This window comes from Bacteroidota bacterium (assembly GCA_016722565.1).
Taxonomy (GTDB): domain Bacteria; phylum Bacteroidota; class Bacteroidia; order 2-12-FULL-35-15; family 2-12-FULL-35-15; genus 2-12-FULL-35-15.
Genome location: JADKIU010000001.1, coordinates 813,327 through 828,203, shown reverse-complemented (window position 1 = coordinate 828,203; position 14,877 = coordinate 813,327). Strand labels below are relative to the sequence as shown.

General features: G+C 36.3%; 14 protein-coding genes. 3 read left to right on the top strand and 11 right to left on the bottom strand.

What is annotated here, in order from left to right; genetic code table 11:
* The first annotated feature begins 3 nt into the window (after positions 1 to 3).
* The 3 genes from IPP64_03350 (at position 4) to IPP64_03340 (ending at position 2,943) form a co-directional block, all read left to right on the top strand.
* Entirely contained in the window at positions 4 to 1,338 is a 1,335-nt protein-coding gene (locus IPP64_03350; GenBank protein MBL0328462.1) for a citrate (Si)-synthase, eukaryotic, read from the top strand.
* An 80-nt stretch (positions 1,339 to 1,418) separates the two neighbouring features.
* Positions 1,419 to 2,261 (top strand): OmpA family protein, encoded by an 843-nt coding sequence (locus IPP64_03345; GenBank protein MBL0328461.1) that lies wholly within the window; start codon positions 1,419 to 1,421, stop codon positions 2,259 to 2,261.
* Positions 2,262 to 2,418: 157 nt separating this feature from the next.
* Complete coding sequence (locus IPP64_03340) at positions 2,419 to 2,943, top strand: hypothetical protein (protein MBL0328460.1); 525 nt, start codon at positions 2,419 to 2,421, stop codon at positions 2,941 to 2,943.
* A gap of 3 nt (positions 2,944 to 2,946) precedes the next feature.
* Here the strand turns inward: IPP64_03340 and IPP64_03335 are convergent, their stop codons facing one another.
* From IPP64_03335 to IPP64_03285, 11 genes are all read right to left on the bottom strand, one after another.
* The gene (locus IPP64_03335; GenBank protein ID MBL0328459.1) at positions 2,947 to 4,773 is read right to left on the bottom strand and encodes a UbiD family decarboxylase; all 1,827 of its coding nucleotides are present in this window, start codon (positions 4,771 to 4,773) and stop codon (positions 2,947 to 2,949) included.
* 2 nt (positions 4,774 to 4,775) lie between these two features.
* Positions 4,776 to 5,420 (bottom strand): T9SS type A sorting domain-containing protein, encoded by a 645-nt coding sequence (locus IPP64_03330; protein ID MBL0328458.1) that lies wholly within the window; start codon positions 5,418 to 5,420, stop codon positions 4,776 to 4,778.
* A gap of 35 nt (positions 5,421 to 5,455) precedes the next feature.
* Positions 5,456 to 7,219 (bottom strand): M1 family metallopeptidase, encoded by a 1,764-nt coding sequence (locus tag IPP64_03325; GenBank protein ID MBL0328457.1) that lies wholly within the window; start codon positions 7,217 to 7,219, stop codon positions 5,456 to 5,458.
* Positions 7,220 to 7,276: 57 nt separating this feature from the next.
* The gene (locus tag IPP64_03320) at positions 7,277 to 7,735 is read right to left on the bottom strand and encodes a hypothetical protein (protein MBL0328456.1); all 459 of its coding nucleotides are present in this window, start codon (positions 7,733 to 7,735) and stop codon (positions 7,277 to 7,279) included.
* A gap of 3 nt (positions 7,736 to 7,738) precedes the next feature.
* Complete coding sequence (locus IPP64_03315) at positions 7,739 to 8,128, bottom strand: SRPBCC domain-containing protein (GenBank protein ID MBL0328455.1); 390 nt, start codon at positions 8,126 to 8,128, stop codon at positions 7,739 to 7,741.
* 78 nt (positions 8,129 to 8,206) lie between these two features.
* Positions 8,207 to 9,610: a hypothetical protein gene (locus IPP64_03310; GenBank protein MBL0328454.1), complete on the bottom strand. Its 1,404-nt coding sequence runs from the start codon at positions 9,608 to 9,610 to the stop codon at positions 8,207 to 8,209.
* 1 nt (position 9,611) lies between these two features.
* On the bottom strand, positions 9,612 to 10,373 hold the full coding sequence (gene rlmB / locus IPP64_03305) for a 23S rRNA (guanosine(2251)-2'-O)-methyltransferase RlmB (GenBank protein MBL0328453.1): 762 nt from the start codon (positions 10,371 to 10,373) through the stop codon (positions 9,612 to 9,614).
* Between the two features lie 11 nt (positions 10,374 to 10,384).
* The gene (locus tag IPP64_03300) at positions 10,385 to 11,329 is read right to left on the bottom strand and encodes a GWxTD domain-containing protein (GenBank protein MBL0328452.1); all 945 of its coding nucleotides are present in this window, start codon (positions 11,327 to 11,329) and stop codon (positions 10,385 to 10,387) included.
* Entirely contained in the window at positions 11,304 to 11,654 is a 351-nt protein-coding gene (locus IPP64_03295; GenBank protein MBL0328451.1) for a hypothetical protein, read from the bottom strand. Before IPP64_03295 ends, IPP64_03300 begins: the two co-directional genes overlap by 26 nt.
* Position 11,655: 1 nt before the next feature.
* Entirely contained in the window at positions 11,656 to 13,011 is a 1,356-nt protein-coding gene (rmuC, locus tag IPP64_03290; protein MBL0328450.1) for a DNA recombination protein RmuC, read from the bottom strand.
* 74 nt (positions 13,012 to 13,085) lie between these two features.
* Positions 13,086 to 14,798 (bottom strand): BamA/TamA family outer membrane protein, encoded by a 1,713-nt coding sequence (locus tag IPP64_03285; protein MBL0328449.1) that lies wholly within the window; start codon positions 14,796 to 14,798, stop codon positions 13,086 to 13,088.
* Positions 14,799 to 14,877: the final 79 nt, after the last annotated feature.

The following is a 14,877-nucleotide window of genomic DNA, read 5'->3' as shown; positions in this document are numbered from 1 at the left end:
ATTATGGATTCATTAAAAGAAAAATTTGCTGAAAAAGCAGGCCCAATGGCTGCTGAGGTAAAAAAAATCATCAAAGAAAAAGGTGATGTTAAGTTGGGCGAATATACTGTCGCTCAAGTATACCAAGGGATGAAAGGAATAGTAGGTTTAGTAACCGAAACTTCTAAACTTGATCCGGAAGAGGGTATTCGCTTTCGTGGATATACCATTCCTGAATTGCGTGAAAAACTTCCAAAAGCTCCGGGTGGAACAGAACCATTGCCGGAAGGGATTTTCTATTTGATGTTGCTTGGTGAATTACCGACTCAAGAAGATGTTTTGAGTATGGGAAATATGTGGGCACGCAGAGCAATTGTTCCAAAACATGTATTTGATGTATTGGACAAAATGCCGGCATCCACCCATCCGATGACACAATTTGTAATGGCAATTATGGCCATGCAAACAGAATCCGTTTTTGCAGCAGCATACAAAAAAGGGATCAGCAAAAAAGATTATTGGGATTATACCTACGAAGATTCTATGAATTTAATTGCCCGCTTACCACGTATTGCGGCATATATCTATCGTAGAAAATATAAAAACGGAGAACATATTGAACCGGATCCAAAATTGGATTGGGCAGCAAACCTTGCACACATGCTAGGTTACGAATCATTCGACATGAAACGTTTGATGCGTATGTACATGACCATCCACGTAGATCATGAGGGAGGAAATGTTTCTGCACATACTACACATTTAGTTGGTTCTGCATTAAGCGATCCGTATTTGGCATTTGCTGCCGGAATGAATGGATTAGCTGGCCCGTTACACGGATTAGCAAACCAAGAAGTATTGAGTTGGATTTTAGAATTGCGCGAAGAATTAGGTGGCGGATTACCAACGGAAAAACAAATTGAAGATTACATCAAGAAAACATTGGCTGACGGGAAAGTGGTTCCGGGATACGGACACGCAGTATTGCGTAAAACAGATCCACGCTTTACCGCTCAACAAGATTTCTACTTGCGTTACATTAAACCGCAAGGTGCTGACGACTTATGTGAAATCGTACAGATGGTATACAAAGTTGCACCTCCGATTTTAGAGGGCACCGGAAAAATTAAAAATCCTTGGCCAAATGTGGATTCTCATTCAGGCGTATTGTTAACACATTACGGAATGGTTGAACACGAATTTTACACCGTATTGTTCGGTGTGTCACGCGCGTTAGGTGTATTAGCCTCCTTGATTTGGGACAGAGCATTGGGTCATCCAATCGAGCGTCCAGGTTCCATTACAACCGAAGGCATCAAAAAGAAAATTGCTGCTGCAGAAGCTGCAACAAAAGCATAAAAAAGAAACCCCGAATTCACTTCGGGGTTTTTTATTTGTATCTATTTCATGCTTTCCACGTTATATGTATAAAATCTAATATGAAAAAAGTCTTCATTCTACTATTCACGATTTTCAACATACTAATTGTATCCGCTCAAACAACTTCAACCGTATTTTTTGATTCCAATAAAAGCGATTTAAAGCCAACTTCCATAAAAATGCTGGATTCACTTGTATCGTTTTTAAAAGACAAAAACAATTACAAAATAGACATTCATGCTTATTGCGATAATACAGGAACTACCACTTCCAATCAAATTCTTTCTGACCAGCGAGCCCAAAGCATCTTTGATTATTTCAAAATTAAAAACCTGAATGGTACAACTACATTTAAAGGCCACTCAGATACAAATCCCATTGCTGACAATTCAACAGAAAGCGGCAAATCAAAAAACAGAAGAGCAGAAATAATCGTAAGAGTTACTGAACCACCGCCAGTTGTTGTCAAAAAAATAATAGAACCGGAACCTCCAATTATTGTTCCCACCACTCAAACAGAAACTCCAACCCTATTAGATGATGTCAGCAAAGCGGAAGACTTAGAAATAGGCAAAATACTTGTTTTAAAAAATTTAAACTTTGTGGGAGGCACGTCTACCCTATTGAAAGAATCGGAACCCTCGTTGAAACTGCTTTTAAAATTATTGAAAGAAAATCCAACAATAGAAATCGAAATTGAAGGACATGTTTGCTGTGCGAATGACATGGCATTATCCGTTGACAGAGCATTAACGGTGATGGAATATCTGGTAACGAATGGAATAAAAGAAAAGCGTTTAAAATATGCCGGACATAGCTGGAACAATCCGGTTGCTTCCGATGCAACAGAAGAAGGCCGAAAACAAAATCGCAGGGTAGAAATAATGATTCTGAAAAAGTAAGGACGATACCGCATTTTAGAAATCCCCCTCATCAGCACACGTTGCCAAAAACGAGAACCTTATCGTGCATCATCTGATTATTCAAAAAATTTGAAGTCTTTTTATTGACTAAAATTTTCTTTACATTTAACAGATTGATATCCTAATTCCTTGCGCTATGAGAATCAAATTGACCCTACTCCTTTTGGTATTGACCATATCAAATAGTTATTCGCAATCTCCTGACAAATTGGAAAAATGGAGACCTTCAGAAATTGACACATTAACTGTGGCTCAAGACATGTTTGATGATTTGAATTTTATGATGGCCTATCCTTTCTTAAATCATTTACTTACCAATCATCCGCAAGATTATCGTTTAAAATACATGGTAGGAATTTGCTCGTTGGTTAAACCGGAAGAATATGCGCGCGGATTATCGCTACTCTTAGATGTTTATAAAAATAATAAAAGTGCGGAGGACATTGAATATTATGTTGCATTGGCCTATCACTACAACGATAAATTTGAAGAGGCAATCGACATTGTAGATATTTATTTGAAGAAAAAATTAACGAAGCCTCAAATTCGAGGTGCTGAAAAGCTAAAAGAACATTGCAATGCCAAGAAAAAAATAGTTCCGATGGAAGATGAAGGAAAACTGGAAGATTACATCAATACAAATGCGACTGGAGCAAAGTAGTTTCTAAATAATTCCATGCAACGATCTTCCTTTAACGCCTAAGGCATCCACACGTTTTTCAATTTCCGGATCTTTGATTAATGGAGGTGCATGATGCGGTTTTATTCTTGCATCAATAATCAACGAGCCTCTACAACCCCAATGTTTATTTTCCACAAAACTATCTACCCCATACATATCGTGCGAAGGGTTACTTCTTGTAAAGGTGGCCCAAAGGAAATTATTTAAATTTTTCGAAACGAAATCAGAATCGTCACAAACAATTATTAAAGGAAAAGAGGTAAGGTTTAAGAGGTGAGAAGTGAGTTGCAAAACATTTTTATTAGTAATTGATGCATCCACAAATTTTTCAGCTTGGATCGCAATAACTCCAGGCATAACTACTTTAGGATTTTTGAAACCATCTGGCAAATTCAGTTCCGGCAAACTTGTCGCCAATTCTCTTTTCTTTTCTCCGGCAGCAGCAACCACCACTTTGCTACCACTATTTAATCCATCACCGCTATAATCCAATGTATCAATAGAAGTACGTGTATGAAAATGTAAATCTCTTGTCCAATCAACCCGCTCCAACACATGTTTGAAATAATCCGCAACATCATGTGTTGTCAATTTCGGATTATCTTCACCGGCAATGATGAATAAATATTTCGCTAAACTTAATTGTCCTTTGCCAAGGATATGATTCGCAATGGTTAAAATTTCCTGTGGTTTACGCTCATTAGTATAAGGAGTGTAACGCTCGCTTCCAATAGCCAACAACAAAGGATGAACACCGGAAGCATCAACCGCGTGAACATCTTTTAATCCTGGAATTTCGTTCGGAATTGCATTTCCGGTAATCTCATGAATCAAGGCACCGAAGCTGGTATCTTCTTGAGGCGGACGACCAACAACCGTAAAAGGCCAAATGGCATTGTTACGGTGATACACTTTGTGAACGCGCATCAATGGGAAATCATGCTTTAAGCTATAATATCCCAAATGATCTCCAAAAGGTCCTTCCGGCTTATTTTGATTCGGGTACACTTCACCTGTAATTACAAAATCGGCATCAGAAGCGATACAAAAATCATCGTCATATGTATATCGGATTCTGCGGTTTCCCAGCGCACCTGCAAAGGTGAGTTCACTCATTCCTTCCGGAAGAGGCATCACCGCTCCGAGTGTGAGTGAAGGTGGACCGCCAACAAAGATGCTTACTTTTAAAGGTTTATTTTTTGCATTCGATTTTGTTTGATGCACTCCAATGCCACGATGCAACTGGTAATGCAAACCAATCTCTTTATCCTTTACATATTCATTACCACTTAACTGAATTCGATACATTCCTAAATTTGAATGCATCACACCGGGTTTATCAATATCCTCAGAATAAACCAATGGAAGTGTAACAAAAGCTCCACCATCATTGGGCCAACATTTTATTTGAGGCAAGGCCGAAATGGTTGTTTGATTTTGTAAAACAGGATTAGAGAATCTCGATCTTTTAGGAAGAGCAGAAAAAGCGGTCAAACCGACATTCGCGTACTTCAATGGATGCTTAACCGCTTCCATCGGATTATTTTTTAAATCGATAAGTATTTTTATTTTCTCAATTGTATCTCTGAAAATAAATTTACTTCTCTCAACAGAACCGTATAAATTGGATACAGCTTGAAACTTACAATTCTTAATATTTTCAAATAAAATAGCCGGTCCGTTGTTTTCAAATACACGAAGATGAATGGCAGCCATCTCCAAGTCGGAACTAACTTCTTCTTTAATACGAATCAGATGCCCATGTTTCTCTAAATCTGTAATGCACGCTTGCGTACTCTTGTATCCCATAATTAATGTGCAACAATAAATCTATTTTTTGCAACAAGTCCTTCTTTTGTTTTAATTGAAACAAAATACAATCCATTTGAAAAAGTGGAAGTATTGATGGCTATTGTCTGTTGTTGATTTAGTTTTTCTCTATGAATGATTTTACCGGAGACATCTGTAATCACTAACAATGAATTATCAGAAAGGTTTATTCCTGAAGCAACAAAATCAACCATTACGATATCTTTTGCCGGATTCGGAAACACTTTCAATGAATTAGCAGTTGAGGAAAAGGAATAATTCTGAATTCCCGATGCATAATCCATCATCGCAAAAACATATTCACCCAATTGCAACGAATCAATGGTAATGATACCGCGTTTATCATTGTTGTTTGCCTGCATGTTTTTTGTATAATAAGGATACAAACCCCAATTCATAGATGGATTGGGGCGATAAAGCAACACCAAACTATCTTCAAAGGTAGTTACCAAATTGTTATCCAACCAAAAATTACCTGAAAAAGCCGTTGTACGTCCATCATATGTTAAAGTGGCTTTCGCATCAAAAGTAGCAGGAAGAATTCCATCCACTTTCCAATAGTGGTTAGGCGACAAACGATAAGGAATAGCATATGCAGGATCAGGTGTTGCAAAATTATGTTCCACGCGAATAAAAGCAGAATCAACAATACTTAAAACATTTAAGGTAAATTTTGCATTTGCAAAAGTTGACGTTCAGTCGTTTTAACGGTTTTAAATTCAGAAACAACGGCATGGCTAATTTTTTCACCTTTATTTACAGCTACAAATTTTGGGTTAAAAGGAACAGTGAAGGTAAACGAAGCATTGGCTCCAGACATTAAAAATTGCTGTGTATTTTCTGTCCAATCTGCAGCTTTGAAAGTAACTTCCAACGGAACATTTGTATAGTAAGCAGGAGCATCGGTTAGCTTTTGTTTGACATAGATTGTTACAGAATAATCCGATCCGCTCGGAACAATCGATGTTGAATCAATTGAAAAATGAGGCCATCCGGGATTAAACACCCAATCATTAAAAAAGTAACTCATATCCATTCCGCTAGCAGCGGTGAGTTCATTCATAAAATCAGTACTGGAAACATCCTTATAATTGTTATTTGCCAGATAGGTTTTTACAGAATAGAAAAATAAACTATCTCCCATGTAACCGCGAAGAGTATGTGCAACATCAGCACCCTTGTTATATACGTGATCACCATACGTATATGTTTGGGGGATATTTGCTAACGTTAATACACCTTCTTTGGGAGTATTGAATTGCAGATTCACATCGTGATTATTTCTTACATACGTTAGGTAGTTTGGGTATCCGTTTAATGTTTCGAAAAATAAAAATTCACAATAATGTGCCCAACCTTCGTTCAACCACATATCTTCAGCAGTGCGACAAGTTGCCAAATCACCAAACCAATGGTGGGACAATTCGTGAGCATATAAATTTTGATAGGTCAACGAGCCCGTGGCCGTTGCTTTCGGATAGGAGATATTTGTGGCATGTTCCATTGCACCAGAGCTAAAAGGCACCATGCAATAACCGACTCTGTTCCACATATAGGGACCAAAATGATTTTCATAGGTAGATAGCGCCACAGGAAGGTTTAGGAATGAATTTTTCACTGCCGTTGTATCCGAAGCAACTGCAACTAAATTAATTGGATAAGTTGACGCGATTCCATTATATGTTTGATTTACTTGAGCATATGCTGCAACGGCAACCGAAGCTAAATAAGTAGGAATTTGCTCATTCATAATCCATTTGCGAGTACGATTACCTCCAACATCGGTTGTATCACCTGCCAAGTAACCATTGCAATAGGCAATCTTTCCAGAATTCGTAGTAATATTAAACTCGTATGAGGAACGTTCAACAAAATTATCGAAACAAGGAAACCAAACTCTTCCGTATACATGTGGTAGTGCAGAAAAGCCAACACCTAAATTATAAGCATAACCACTTTGAAAATAAAATCCGCCCCAGCCGGATGCATCACCTTGTGGCGTTCCTCTGTAATACACAACAACAGTAGTGGTATCTCCGATGTTATGAGTGGTTGGCAAATTCACTTGCAGCAACGTATCATTATAACTACTGGAAAGATTCACCCCACCGATTTCAATGGAATCAATCGTTAACTCCAGCAAATCTAAATTCAGCTTATTTACTCCATTCAATTTCGGAGTAAATTTTACAGTTGTATTACCATGAATAACATTGGTGGTAAAATCTGTGATATTTAAATTAATGGTATAGTTTAATATATCAATGGTATCACTTCTCAAATTCGAAGCCATCACGGTAACATCATCCGAATGTGATTTAGAAAAATGAGAAGGGTCGTGTTTTTGTTGACAGGATTGTGCAACAACTGAAGTTGAACAGAATAAGAATAGTCCTGCACTAACGATTGCATATATTTTTTTCATGGAGTAAAAAATTGGTTAATAAATTTAAGAAAATAGCGGGAAATAACCTAATCTCAGCTATTTTGCTCTTTGGTAAGAAAACTCCATTTTCGCATACTTCCCTTCACTGACGCCATCTATACATGCATACATTTTACTATCAGGAAGTTTAAAATAAACAATTCGTTTAGGGAAATCATGTTGAGGATTTTCAAAAATGGCACTATCCTTTTTGAAGCCGGTAAACTTAAAATCAACAACTTCATTATTCCCTTTTACACTCACAACATAAAAAAGCGCATCCGCACGTTGTTCAATTTTAACGGACTCAAAGAATGCGGTGTCTTTTCCAACATATCCTCCGCCTTCACCATTTAAAACAGTTCCCTGCTTCATCTCCCACTTTTCGAACAATTGCAAGTCACCTGACGTGCCCGTCCAGTTGCCTTCCAACCAAGCAAAATCAGCAACTTCAACTTTTGTAGTTGAACAAGAACATAAAGAAAGTACAAGAAAAACTAAGATTATTTTTTGCATTACTTAAGGATTTGCTTCATCAAACATCTCTTGAATAGCGCCTAAATAATAAGCGTTCCAACCATCAGAAATACTATTAACCGATTTTTCCGGAACATCTTCATGCAGGAGCTCTACGATTGTTTTTTTACCTTTTCCTTTTAAAGTAAAGGTCACTTTTGATGGCGCTTCCCACTGGTCGTAACACCATTCTTGAACCAATTTTTTATTTTTAACAACTTCCAGATTGGTTCCAAACATTTGTCCGCCCCAAAGTGAAAATTTCGCTCCCACTTCTGGACTCATCTTTGCTTCATCACCGCTCCAATCTTGAATAATATCGGCATTAACCAATGCTTCAAACACTTCTTCAGGTGAAGCATTTATTTCATAAGTTTGTTCAATTGTCGGCATTTCTAGCTGTATTAATTATACGCGAAAATTAGTCAAAAAAATTACATTTTTGCTTGTTGTAATGCAAAACTTATCAACCTAAAATTCAGAGGACAACTTATTGGTCACGTCCATTTTATACATCAAATCGTTGTAGATATTTTGTTCAGGTAAATATTTTATAGTATAACCTTTAGAAAGATAGTCCTTCATTTTTTTTTCGTTTATGTAAGGCACAAAAATAACACTGGCAGCATTGTCAGGAAGTAGATTTACCATAATTTCGTTGTACCACCAACCGGCAATTACAACTGTATTAGGATTCATTGAATTTACTTGATCCAATACTTCATCCGTGTATTTCATTTTCTGCAATCTTTTTGAATAATCAGAAAATATAGGTCCGGAGATGGGATCCAAAAACAACTCCTGCCCCGATACTTTAAACGTTATTGCCAATGGTGAATAGGAAGCACCTCTTAATTTATCTGTGAGATTAACACTGAAGAGAAATGAAGAAATAATCAAAGCAGAACAAAGGAAATTAAACAACTTACTATTTAAATAATACCCCATAAGAAGAATTACAAAAGGAATAATAGTAATCATATACCCTGATTTTTGTGGTAATCTGAAATAAGAAATTATAAATAAAACAATTACAACAAAAGAACTTACAACTATTTTTTGGCTTAATCCACCTTCAAACAAATCACCTTTCATTAATTTATTGCGATTAATAAGAATCCAAACAATACAAATAGAAATGGCTATTACTCCCAAAAAGCCAAACACTCCGGGAATCATTTTATAAAACACTTTTGCCATTGACGGATATGGAAACTGATCGTAATACATAAAAAACTCCGAACCAAACTCAATCATCAAGGGCAGATACGATACAATCGAAACAATCACTAACGGAATTAAAATCTTTGTTGCAACGCTAACATTCTGCTTAAGATTATTCTTCTTCCAGAAAATAATTAAAAAAGGCAAGAGCATTGCCCCGCTGGTGATTCTGCATCCAATAGCCAAACCAAGAAATATCCCACAGAATATAAACTTATTTTTCAAAAGGGCATAAAAGCTAATAAGAACAAAAGCAATCGTCCAAGTAAAATCAATTGTATAAGTAGAACTGATGTAAAAAACGGGAGTAAATGCAAAAGCCATTGATGCAATAAAAAAATGTTTGAATTGTAAATGCTTCAATATAAGAGCGAAAAACATAACGGCAACTGCACTAAAAAATGCGCTAAAAAAATTATAAAACCAATCAGGATGAAGTGGGAAAGCCGAATAAATAAATTCGTGGACAGGATGCCCGGGGAAACGAGAAGGTTCGTAAATGCCAGTCAAATAAGTATGCGCACCGGCCAACGCAATCCCCCAAGAATCTTCTTCAACGCCATATCCAGCTGATAAGAAAGGTAGACGAGAAATGAGCACGACAGAGAACAGAAGGAAGAAGGGTAAATATTTTCTATCGGAAAAATTCATCTTAATGAACTAAACGTTGACTCACCGCTTCATACAAAATAATTCCGGCAGCCACAGATACATTTAACGAACCAATCTCACCCATCAAAGGAATTTTTGCTTTACCGTCCGATTTTTGAAGGTATTCGTTCAAGATTCCATCTTCTTCAGAACCCATAATGATGGCAGTAGGAACGGTAAAGTCAATCTGAAAATAATAATCGGTTGTTTTTTCAGTACAAGCGATAATTTGCAACCCACATTCTTTCAAATAATCAATAGTAGTTTTTAAATTTTCTTCTTTACAAACCGGAATTTTTTGTAATGCACCAGTAGACGTTTTAATTGCATCTGCATTGATTTGAGCACTGCCTCGAGCAGGAATAATAATTGCTTGAACACCTGAGCATTCAGCAGTACGGGCAATTGCACCAAAATTCCGCACATCTGTAATACGATCTAGAATAAGCAACAAGGGAACTTTCCCTTCTTCAAACACACCCGGTAAAACATCCGCAATTTTATAATAACTGATGGATGAAATATATCCAACAACACCTTGATGATTTTTAGCTGTTAGTCGATTTAACTTTTCGACAGGAACATATTGATACGGAATATTGTGTTGTTTTAGCAAACCCATCAACTGACTTACCAACTCACCCTTCAATCCACTTTGCACTAACAGTTTATCAATTTCTTTCCCGGCATTAATTGATTCAATAATTGGACGTAATCCAAAAATCAAACTTTCTTCTTCTTTCTTTTGTTGTTTTGTTTGCATAATTTGTTGTATTAATCTTGTAAATAGGTTCTGCCTTGTCGCCAAATGTCCACAGCGATGCCCCAATTTTGTTTATAAACTGCAGAGCGTTCCAATATATAATCATTATCTGTAAACGGATTATCTACTTTAGAGAACGAATAGCTCAACGAATTGATATTATTAACTTCTCCATATGTCCAGGTTTCGGCATAAGCCGTTCTGTAAATCACATTCGGAGCTCCATAAATCAAATAAATCATTCCTCGATCGGTTTTCCATCCTTCGATATAAGAAGTAAAAAACAGGTTTGCATCTTTTTCACGGTTATAGTATTTACGAATGATTTCTTTGGCTCTATCTTGGTTCCCAGTGCAATTCATCCAGAATTTTTCAACTGCAGCTTTTGGATTAGGGCTAGCAAGTAGTTCATCGTATTCCTGTTTGGAAGTAATAAAACGCAAAGGAGGAATAAGATCTTCCGCCTTCTTGATTTCAGGAAATGTTTCAGAAAAATTAAACAGCGTCAATCCGATTCTTTTGGTAGTATCCAATTGAAAATGATAAAATCCTTTTTTTGATGTAGAGAAATTTGCATTTCCTTGTTGATCCAATTGAATCGTAAACAAACTGTCCGCCTTGTACATAAAAGGTTTCGGATCTGTAATAGAAAACGGAGGAGCTGCCAATGGGAATTCTCTCTTGTAATATCTTACAAAAAGTGTAACGGCCATTTTTGCTTTGTAACTGATTACCAGTTCTTCATTTAGCTTAAAGTAGTTATGAAAAAGAGGCGCCTCTGTTGCTTTGGATTTCACCAAAAAATTTTGTCGATTTAAATCGTTATCTTTTTCAATTTCCATTCCGCTCGCAACACTGATATTTCGGTTTAAATCCGTTATGGTTATGCGTAAATAATAACTCCTTGGAGTAACTGCCTTTACATTCATTTTACCGACCAAAAAATTTATTCGCATTTTCGTTACCCACATCCACCAATCTAACGCTAGCACTATCAATTACATCTTTTGAATCAAAGTTGCTAAACAAACGATAAGAGATTAAAACATTGGAAGAAAAAGTAATTCCATCCGGGCGGGTATATAACAATTCTTTACTGTTTATTTTATAATGCAATTCGGTAAGGTCATCACTTGCATGAAAAATAGTAAATTCAGGATGAATCGTATTATTATCATGCTTATAATTGGATGCAGGGGCAGTGGTTGGCTCCGCTTTTCTACTTGTGCCGCAAGCAACAATAACACTTAAAAAGAAAATATATAAATACGTTTGTTTCATTTTATTGATCCGAACCTTCCGTTAGTGATGGTGTTTCGTTATTTTCAATATATTTTGAAGCAATTTGTTTAGATGTTTTTGCACCCAACTTTTCAATATCTTGTGCTCGCTTCACTAAATTTCCACTTCCTTTGTGTAATTTATTAATCGCATTTTCATAAGCCGTATGTGAGGCATCAATACTTTTTCCAATCTTATCCATATCTTCTACAAAGCCAACAAACTTATCATACAAGGCACCACTTTGTTTCGCAATTTCAATCGCATTTTTTGTTTGACGCTCCTGTTTCCAAACCGATGCAATTGTTCGAAGGGTTGCCAATAAGGTAGACGGACTCACAATCACAATTTTTTTATCCCAAGCAAAATTAAATAATTCCTGATCTGCTTGAACGGCAACACTGAAGGAGGACTCTATAGGAATAAACAACAAAACAAAATCGGGAGTATTAAAGTCGGATGAGGTAGGATAATTTTTTTCACTCAATGATTTAACATGTGTACGCACCGATAGCAAGTGATCTTTTGTGAAACTTAGTCGTTGTTCTTCAGAAGTTGAATTCACAAGTGCTTCATAGGCAATCAACGAAACCTTCGCATCAACAATGATATGTTTATTATCGGGAAGCATAATTACCGCATCCGGTTGAATGCGTTTTCCATCATCATTGTTGGTACTGTATTGCAATCGATATTCCTGATCTTTCACTAATCCGGAACGTTCTAATACTTTTTCAAGAATCAATTCTCCCCAATTACCTTGCGTTTTGTTTTCACCTTTTAAAGCCTTGGTTAGGTTATTCGCTTCTTCACTAATCTGTTTATTTAAATCAACCAAATTTTTAATCTCTGTTTTCAGAGTGATGCGTTCATCCGATTCCGTTTTGTAGGATTTCTGAACTTGCTCTTCAAACCGTTTAATGTTCTCTTTTAGCGGATTGAGAATAACATCCATATTGGTTTTATTCTGCTCAGTAAATTTTTGAGATTTTTCGTCTAGAATTTTATTCGCGATGACTTCAAATTCAGTAGAATATTTCTTGTGAACATTTTCCAGTTCTGATTTCAATGTATTGAATTTTTCTTCCTGAGATTTAAAAATTTCTTCTGCTCTAGCAATTCGGGTTTCTGCTTTCAGTACTTTTTCTTTTTCTTGAATCAATTCAGAATTCAATTGCTCCTTTTCTGAAGAAATACGTTGCTTCTCCCTTTCGGAAAATGACAAATCTTTTTCAAGAGACAATACTTTTGAGTCCAATACGGAGGTATCGACAACGGCCGTTTGTTTTCCTTTAAAAAACAAATAAGCAATGCCAAAACCTAGAATCAGCCCAAAAATCAAAAATAAAAACTCCATAAAATGACTTGAAAATATGAAAGGCTAATTTAAGCAATATTTTGCTTGGTTGTGCTCGGAAAAAGAGGACATTACTAGAAATAATTCACGATACCAAAATGGATTTTACCGCTCCGAAGTTCAATGGGATTATTAAATTGTTTTCCGAGGGCGTAATTGATTGAAAATATGCCCGCCTTGGTTTCAAAGCTGATACCCGCTCCGAAACCAACAGGAGTATCGTTTACATATTGACTCACTTCGTTGTTTTCATACCAGGCGCCATCTCCAAACACATACAGATAAGAATTTTGTTCCAAAATAAATCGGTATTCCAATGTTAAAATGGACATGCTAGAAGCATAAATGGATTCTTCATCAAAACCACGCAATGTTTTTAAACCTCCTATTCGAAACAATTCGTTTTGAAACGTGGATTCACCATATATAAATGCAGCTTGAACACCTACTTTCATTGTGCTTCTGGCAGCAATTGGCAGAAACACATTTCCTTCAAAATCTCCGATATACTGTGCCGATGTCAATTTCAATTTCTCATACACCACCGGATTGAGTTTATCATTCACCTTAATTTTTTTTGTTCCTGCACTCGCATTCACCAATACTGTAAATCCTTTCCGGGGATTCAATCGATAATCCAGTTTCTCATATTTCAATCCCAAACCATACATATTGGTGCTTACATCTGCATTGGTAGGCAATGTTGTAACATATTCCAAACCTTTTGTAGAAAGCAAGGTGGAAGTTTTGTTATTATAAAAAACTTTTAAATAATTCCCTCCAATCAATAAATACTGAACACCAATATTCTGATTGACATCTAAAAAAGTAGTATCTCTCTTGTACAATTTAAAATTATAATCCACACCAAATGGAGTACGCAGAATAAACGGATACACCAACCGGGCTTTTAAATCCTGAGTTTGTGTTTGCAACCTTCTCCAATTCAAATCTATTAGTTCGCCTCTACCCAACCCGTTTTGCAATTTCAATCGCACATCACCGGTGAACAAAATTTTACCCGTGATATTATCCGGCAAAATACCCACAACACCATCAAATTGACTCGCACGTTTCTTTTCGAGATTTAAAATAAGTTTATTCTTTTTATCGGAAAATATAACGGAGGCAGGGCTAACCGCACGAACAAAAGGCAATTCGGCAATGCGCGTATTCACTTTTTTTAATTGTGATTCATCATATAAACTTCCCGGTTTTATTCCCAAATAGTTATGGATATACACCGCTGAGATTTGCGCTGAACCTTTAATAAGAATACTATCAATTTTTATTTCTGCATTTTTAGTGAGCTTTAAAACTGCTGAAATACTGCCGTCATGTATTTGAATACTATCCAGCTTTACTGAAGCAAACGGATAACCATTGTTTTCGTAGTAGGTAATTAATTTTTCCTGAACACGTTTTACATTTTTAAAATTTATTGGCTTATTTGCGTATAACTTTTCACGGTAACCGATTTCACTCAATACACCTTCATCCACATTCCCCTTTTTTAAACTTGCCCATTTATACTGGGATCCAAAATTCAAATACACCTTCATTGAAAGCGAATCCATTGCTACACTATCATACATTGCCGTTAAATAAGCATTATCATAACAAGCAAACAATACATTCTGCAGCTCTTTGTCACGCTCCGTTTTCGTGCTGAATAGCTTTTTATAGGGAATCTTCTTTAACAGCTGTGCATCTTTGATTGATTGAATTTCAAGAGAGAAATTTTTCTGAGCAGAGACGTTTCCTAACAAAAACAGAAATACCAGCATTAAAAAGTAGCCTTTCGCATGCTTTTGTTGTGGGAACCGGAAGAAAAATCTAAAAAAATGCATTGTATAAAGGTAATCA

What these genes read in the sequence shown, in the direction of transcription:
- IPP64_03340 (MBL0328460.1), top strand. Translation starts at nt 2,419, where the DNA reads ATGAGAATCAAATTGACCCTACTCCTTTTGGTATTGACCATATCAAAT.
- IPP64_03310 (MBL0328454.1), bottom strand. Translation starts at nt 9,610, where the DNA reads ATGAATTTTTCCGATAGAAAATATTTACCCTTCTTCCTTCTGTTCTCT.
- IPP64_03300 (MBL0328452.1), bottom strand. Translation starts at nt 11,329, where the DNA reads ATGCGAATAAATTTTTTGGTCGGTAAAATGAATGTAAAGGCAGTTACT.
- IPP64_03295 (MBL0328451.1), bottom strand. Translation starts at nt 11,654, where the DNA reads ATGAAACAAACGTATTTATATATTTTCTTTTTAAGTGTTATTGTTGCT.
- rlmB (MBL0328453.1), bottom strand. Translation starts at nt 10,373, where the DNA reads ATGCAAACAAAACAACAAAAGAAAGAAGAAGAAAGTTTGATTTTTGGA.
- IPP64_03345 (MBL0328461.1), top strand. Translation starts at nt 1,419, where the DNA reads ATGAAAAAAGTCTTCATTCTACTATTCACGATTTTCAACATACTAATT.
- IPP64_03350 (MBL0328462.1), top strand. Translation starts at nt 4, where the DNA reads ATGGATTCATTAAAAGAAAAATTTGCTGAAAAAGCAGGCCCAATGGCT.
- IPP64_03325 (MBL0328457.1), bottom strand. Translation starts at nt 7,219, where the DNA reads ATGAAAAAAATATATGCAATCGTTAGTGCAGGACTATTCTTATTCTGT.
- rmuC (MBL0328450.1), bottom strand. Translation starts at nt 13,011, where the DNA reads ATGGAGTTTTTATTTTTGATTTTTGGGCTGATTCTAGGTTTTGGCATT.
- IPP64_03285 (MBL0328449.1), bottom strand. Translation starts at nt 14,798, where the DNA reads ATGCTGGTATTTCTGTTTTTGTTAGGAAACGTCTCTGCTCAGAAAAAT.
- IPP64_03315 (MBL0328455.1), bottom strand. Translation starts at nt 8,128, where the DNA reads ATGCCGACAATTGAACAAACTTATGAAATAAATGCTTCACCTGAAGAA.
- IPP64_03335 (MBL0328459.1), bottom strand. Translation starts at nt 4,773, where the DNA reads ATGGGATACAAGAGTACGCAAGCGTGCATTACAGATTTAGAGAAACAT.
- IPP64_03320 (MBL0328456.1), bottom strand. Translation starts at nt 7,735, where the DNA reads ATGCAAAAAATAATCTTAGTTTTTCTTGTACTTTCTTTATGTTCTTGT.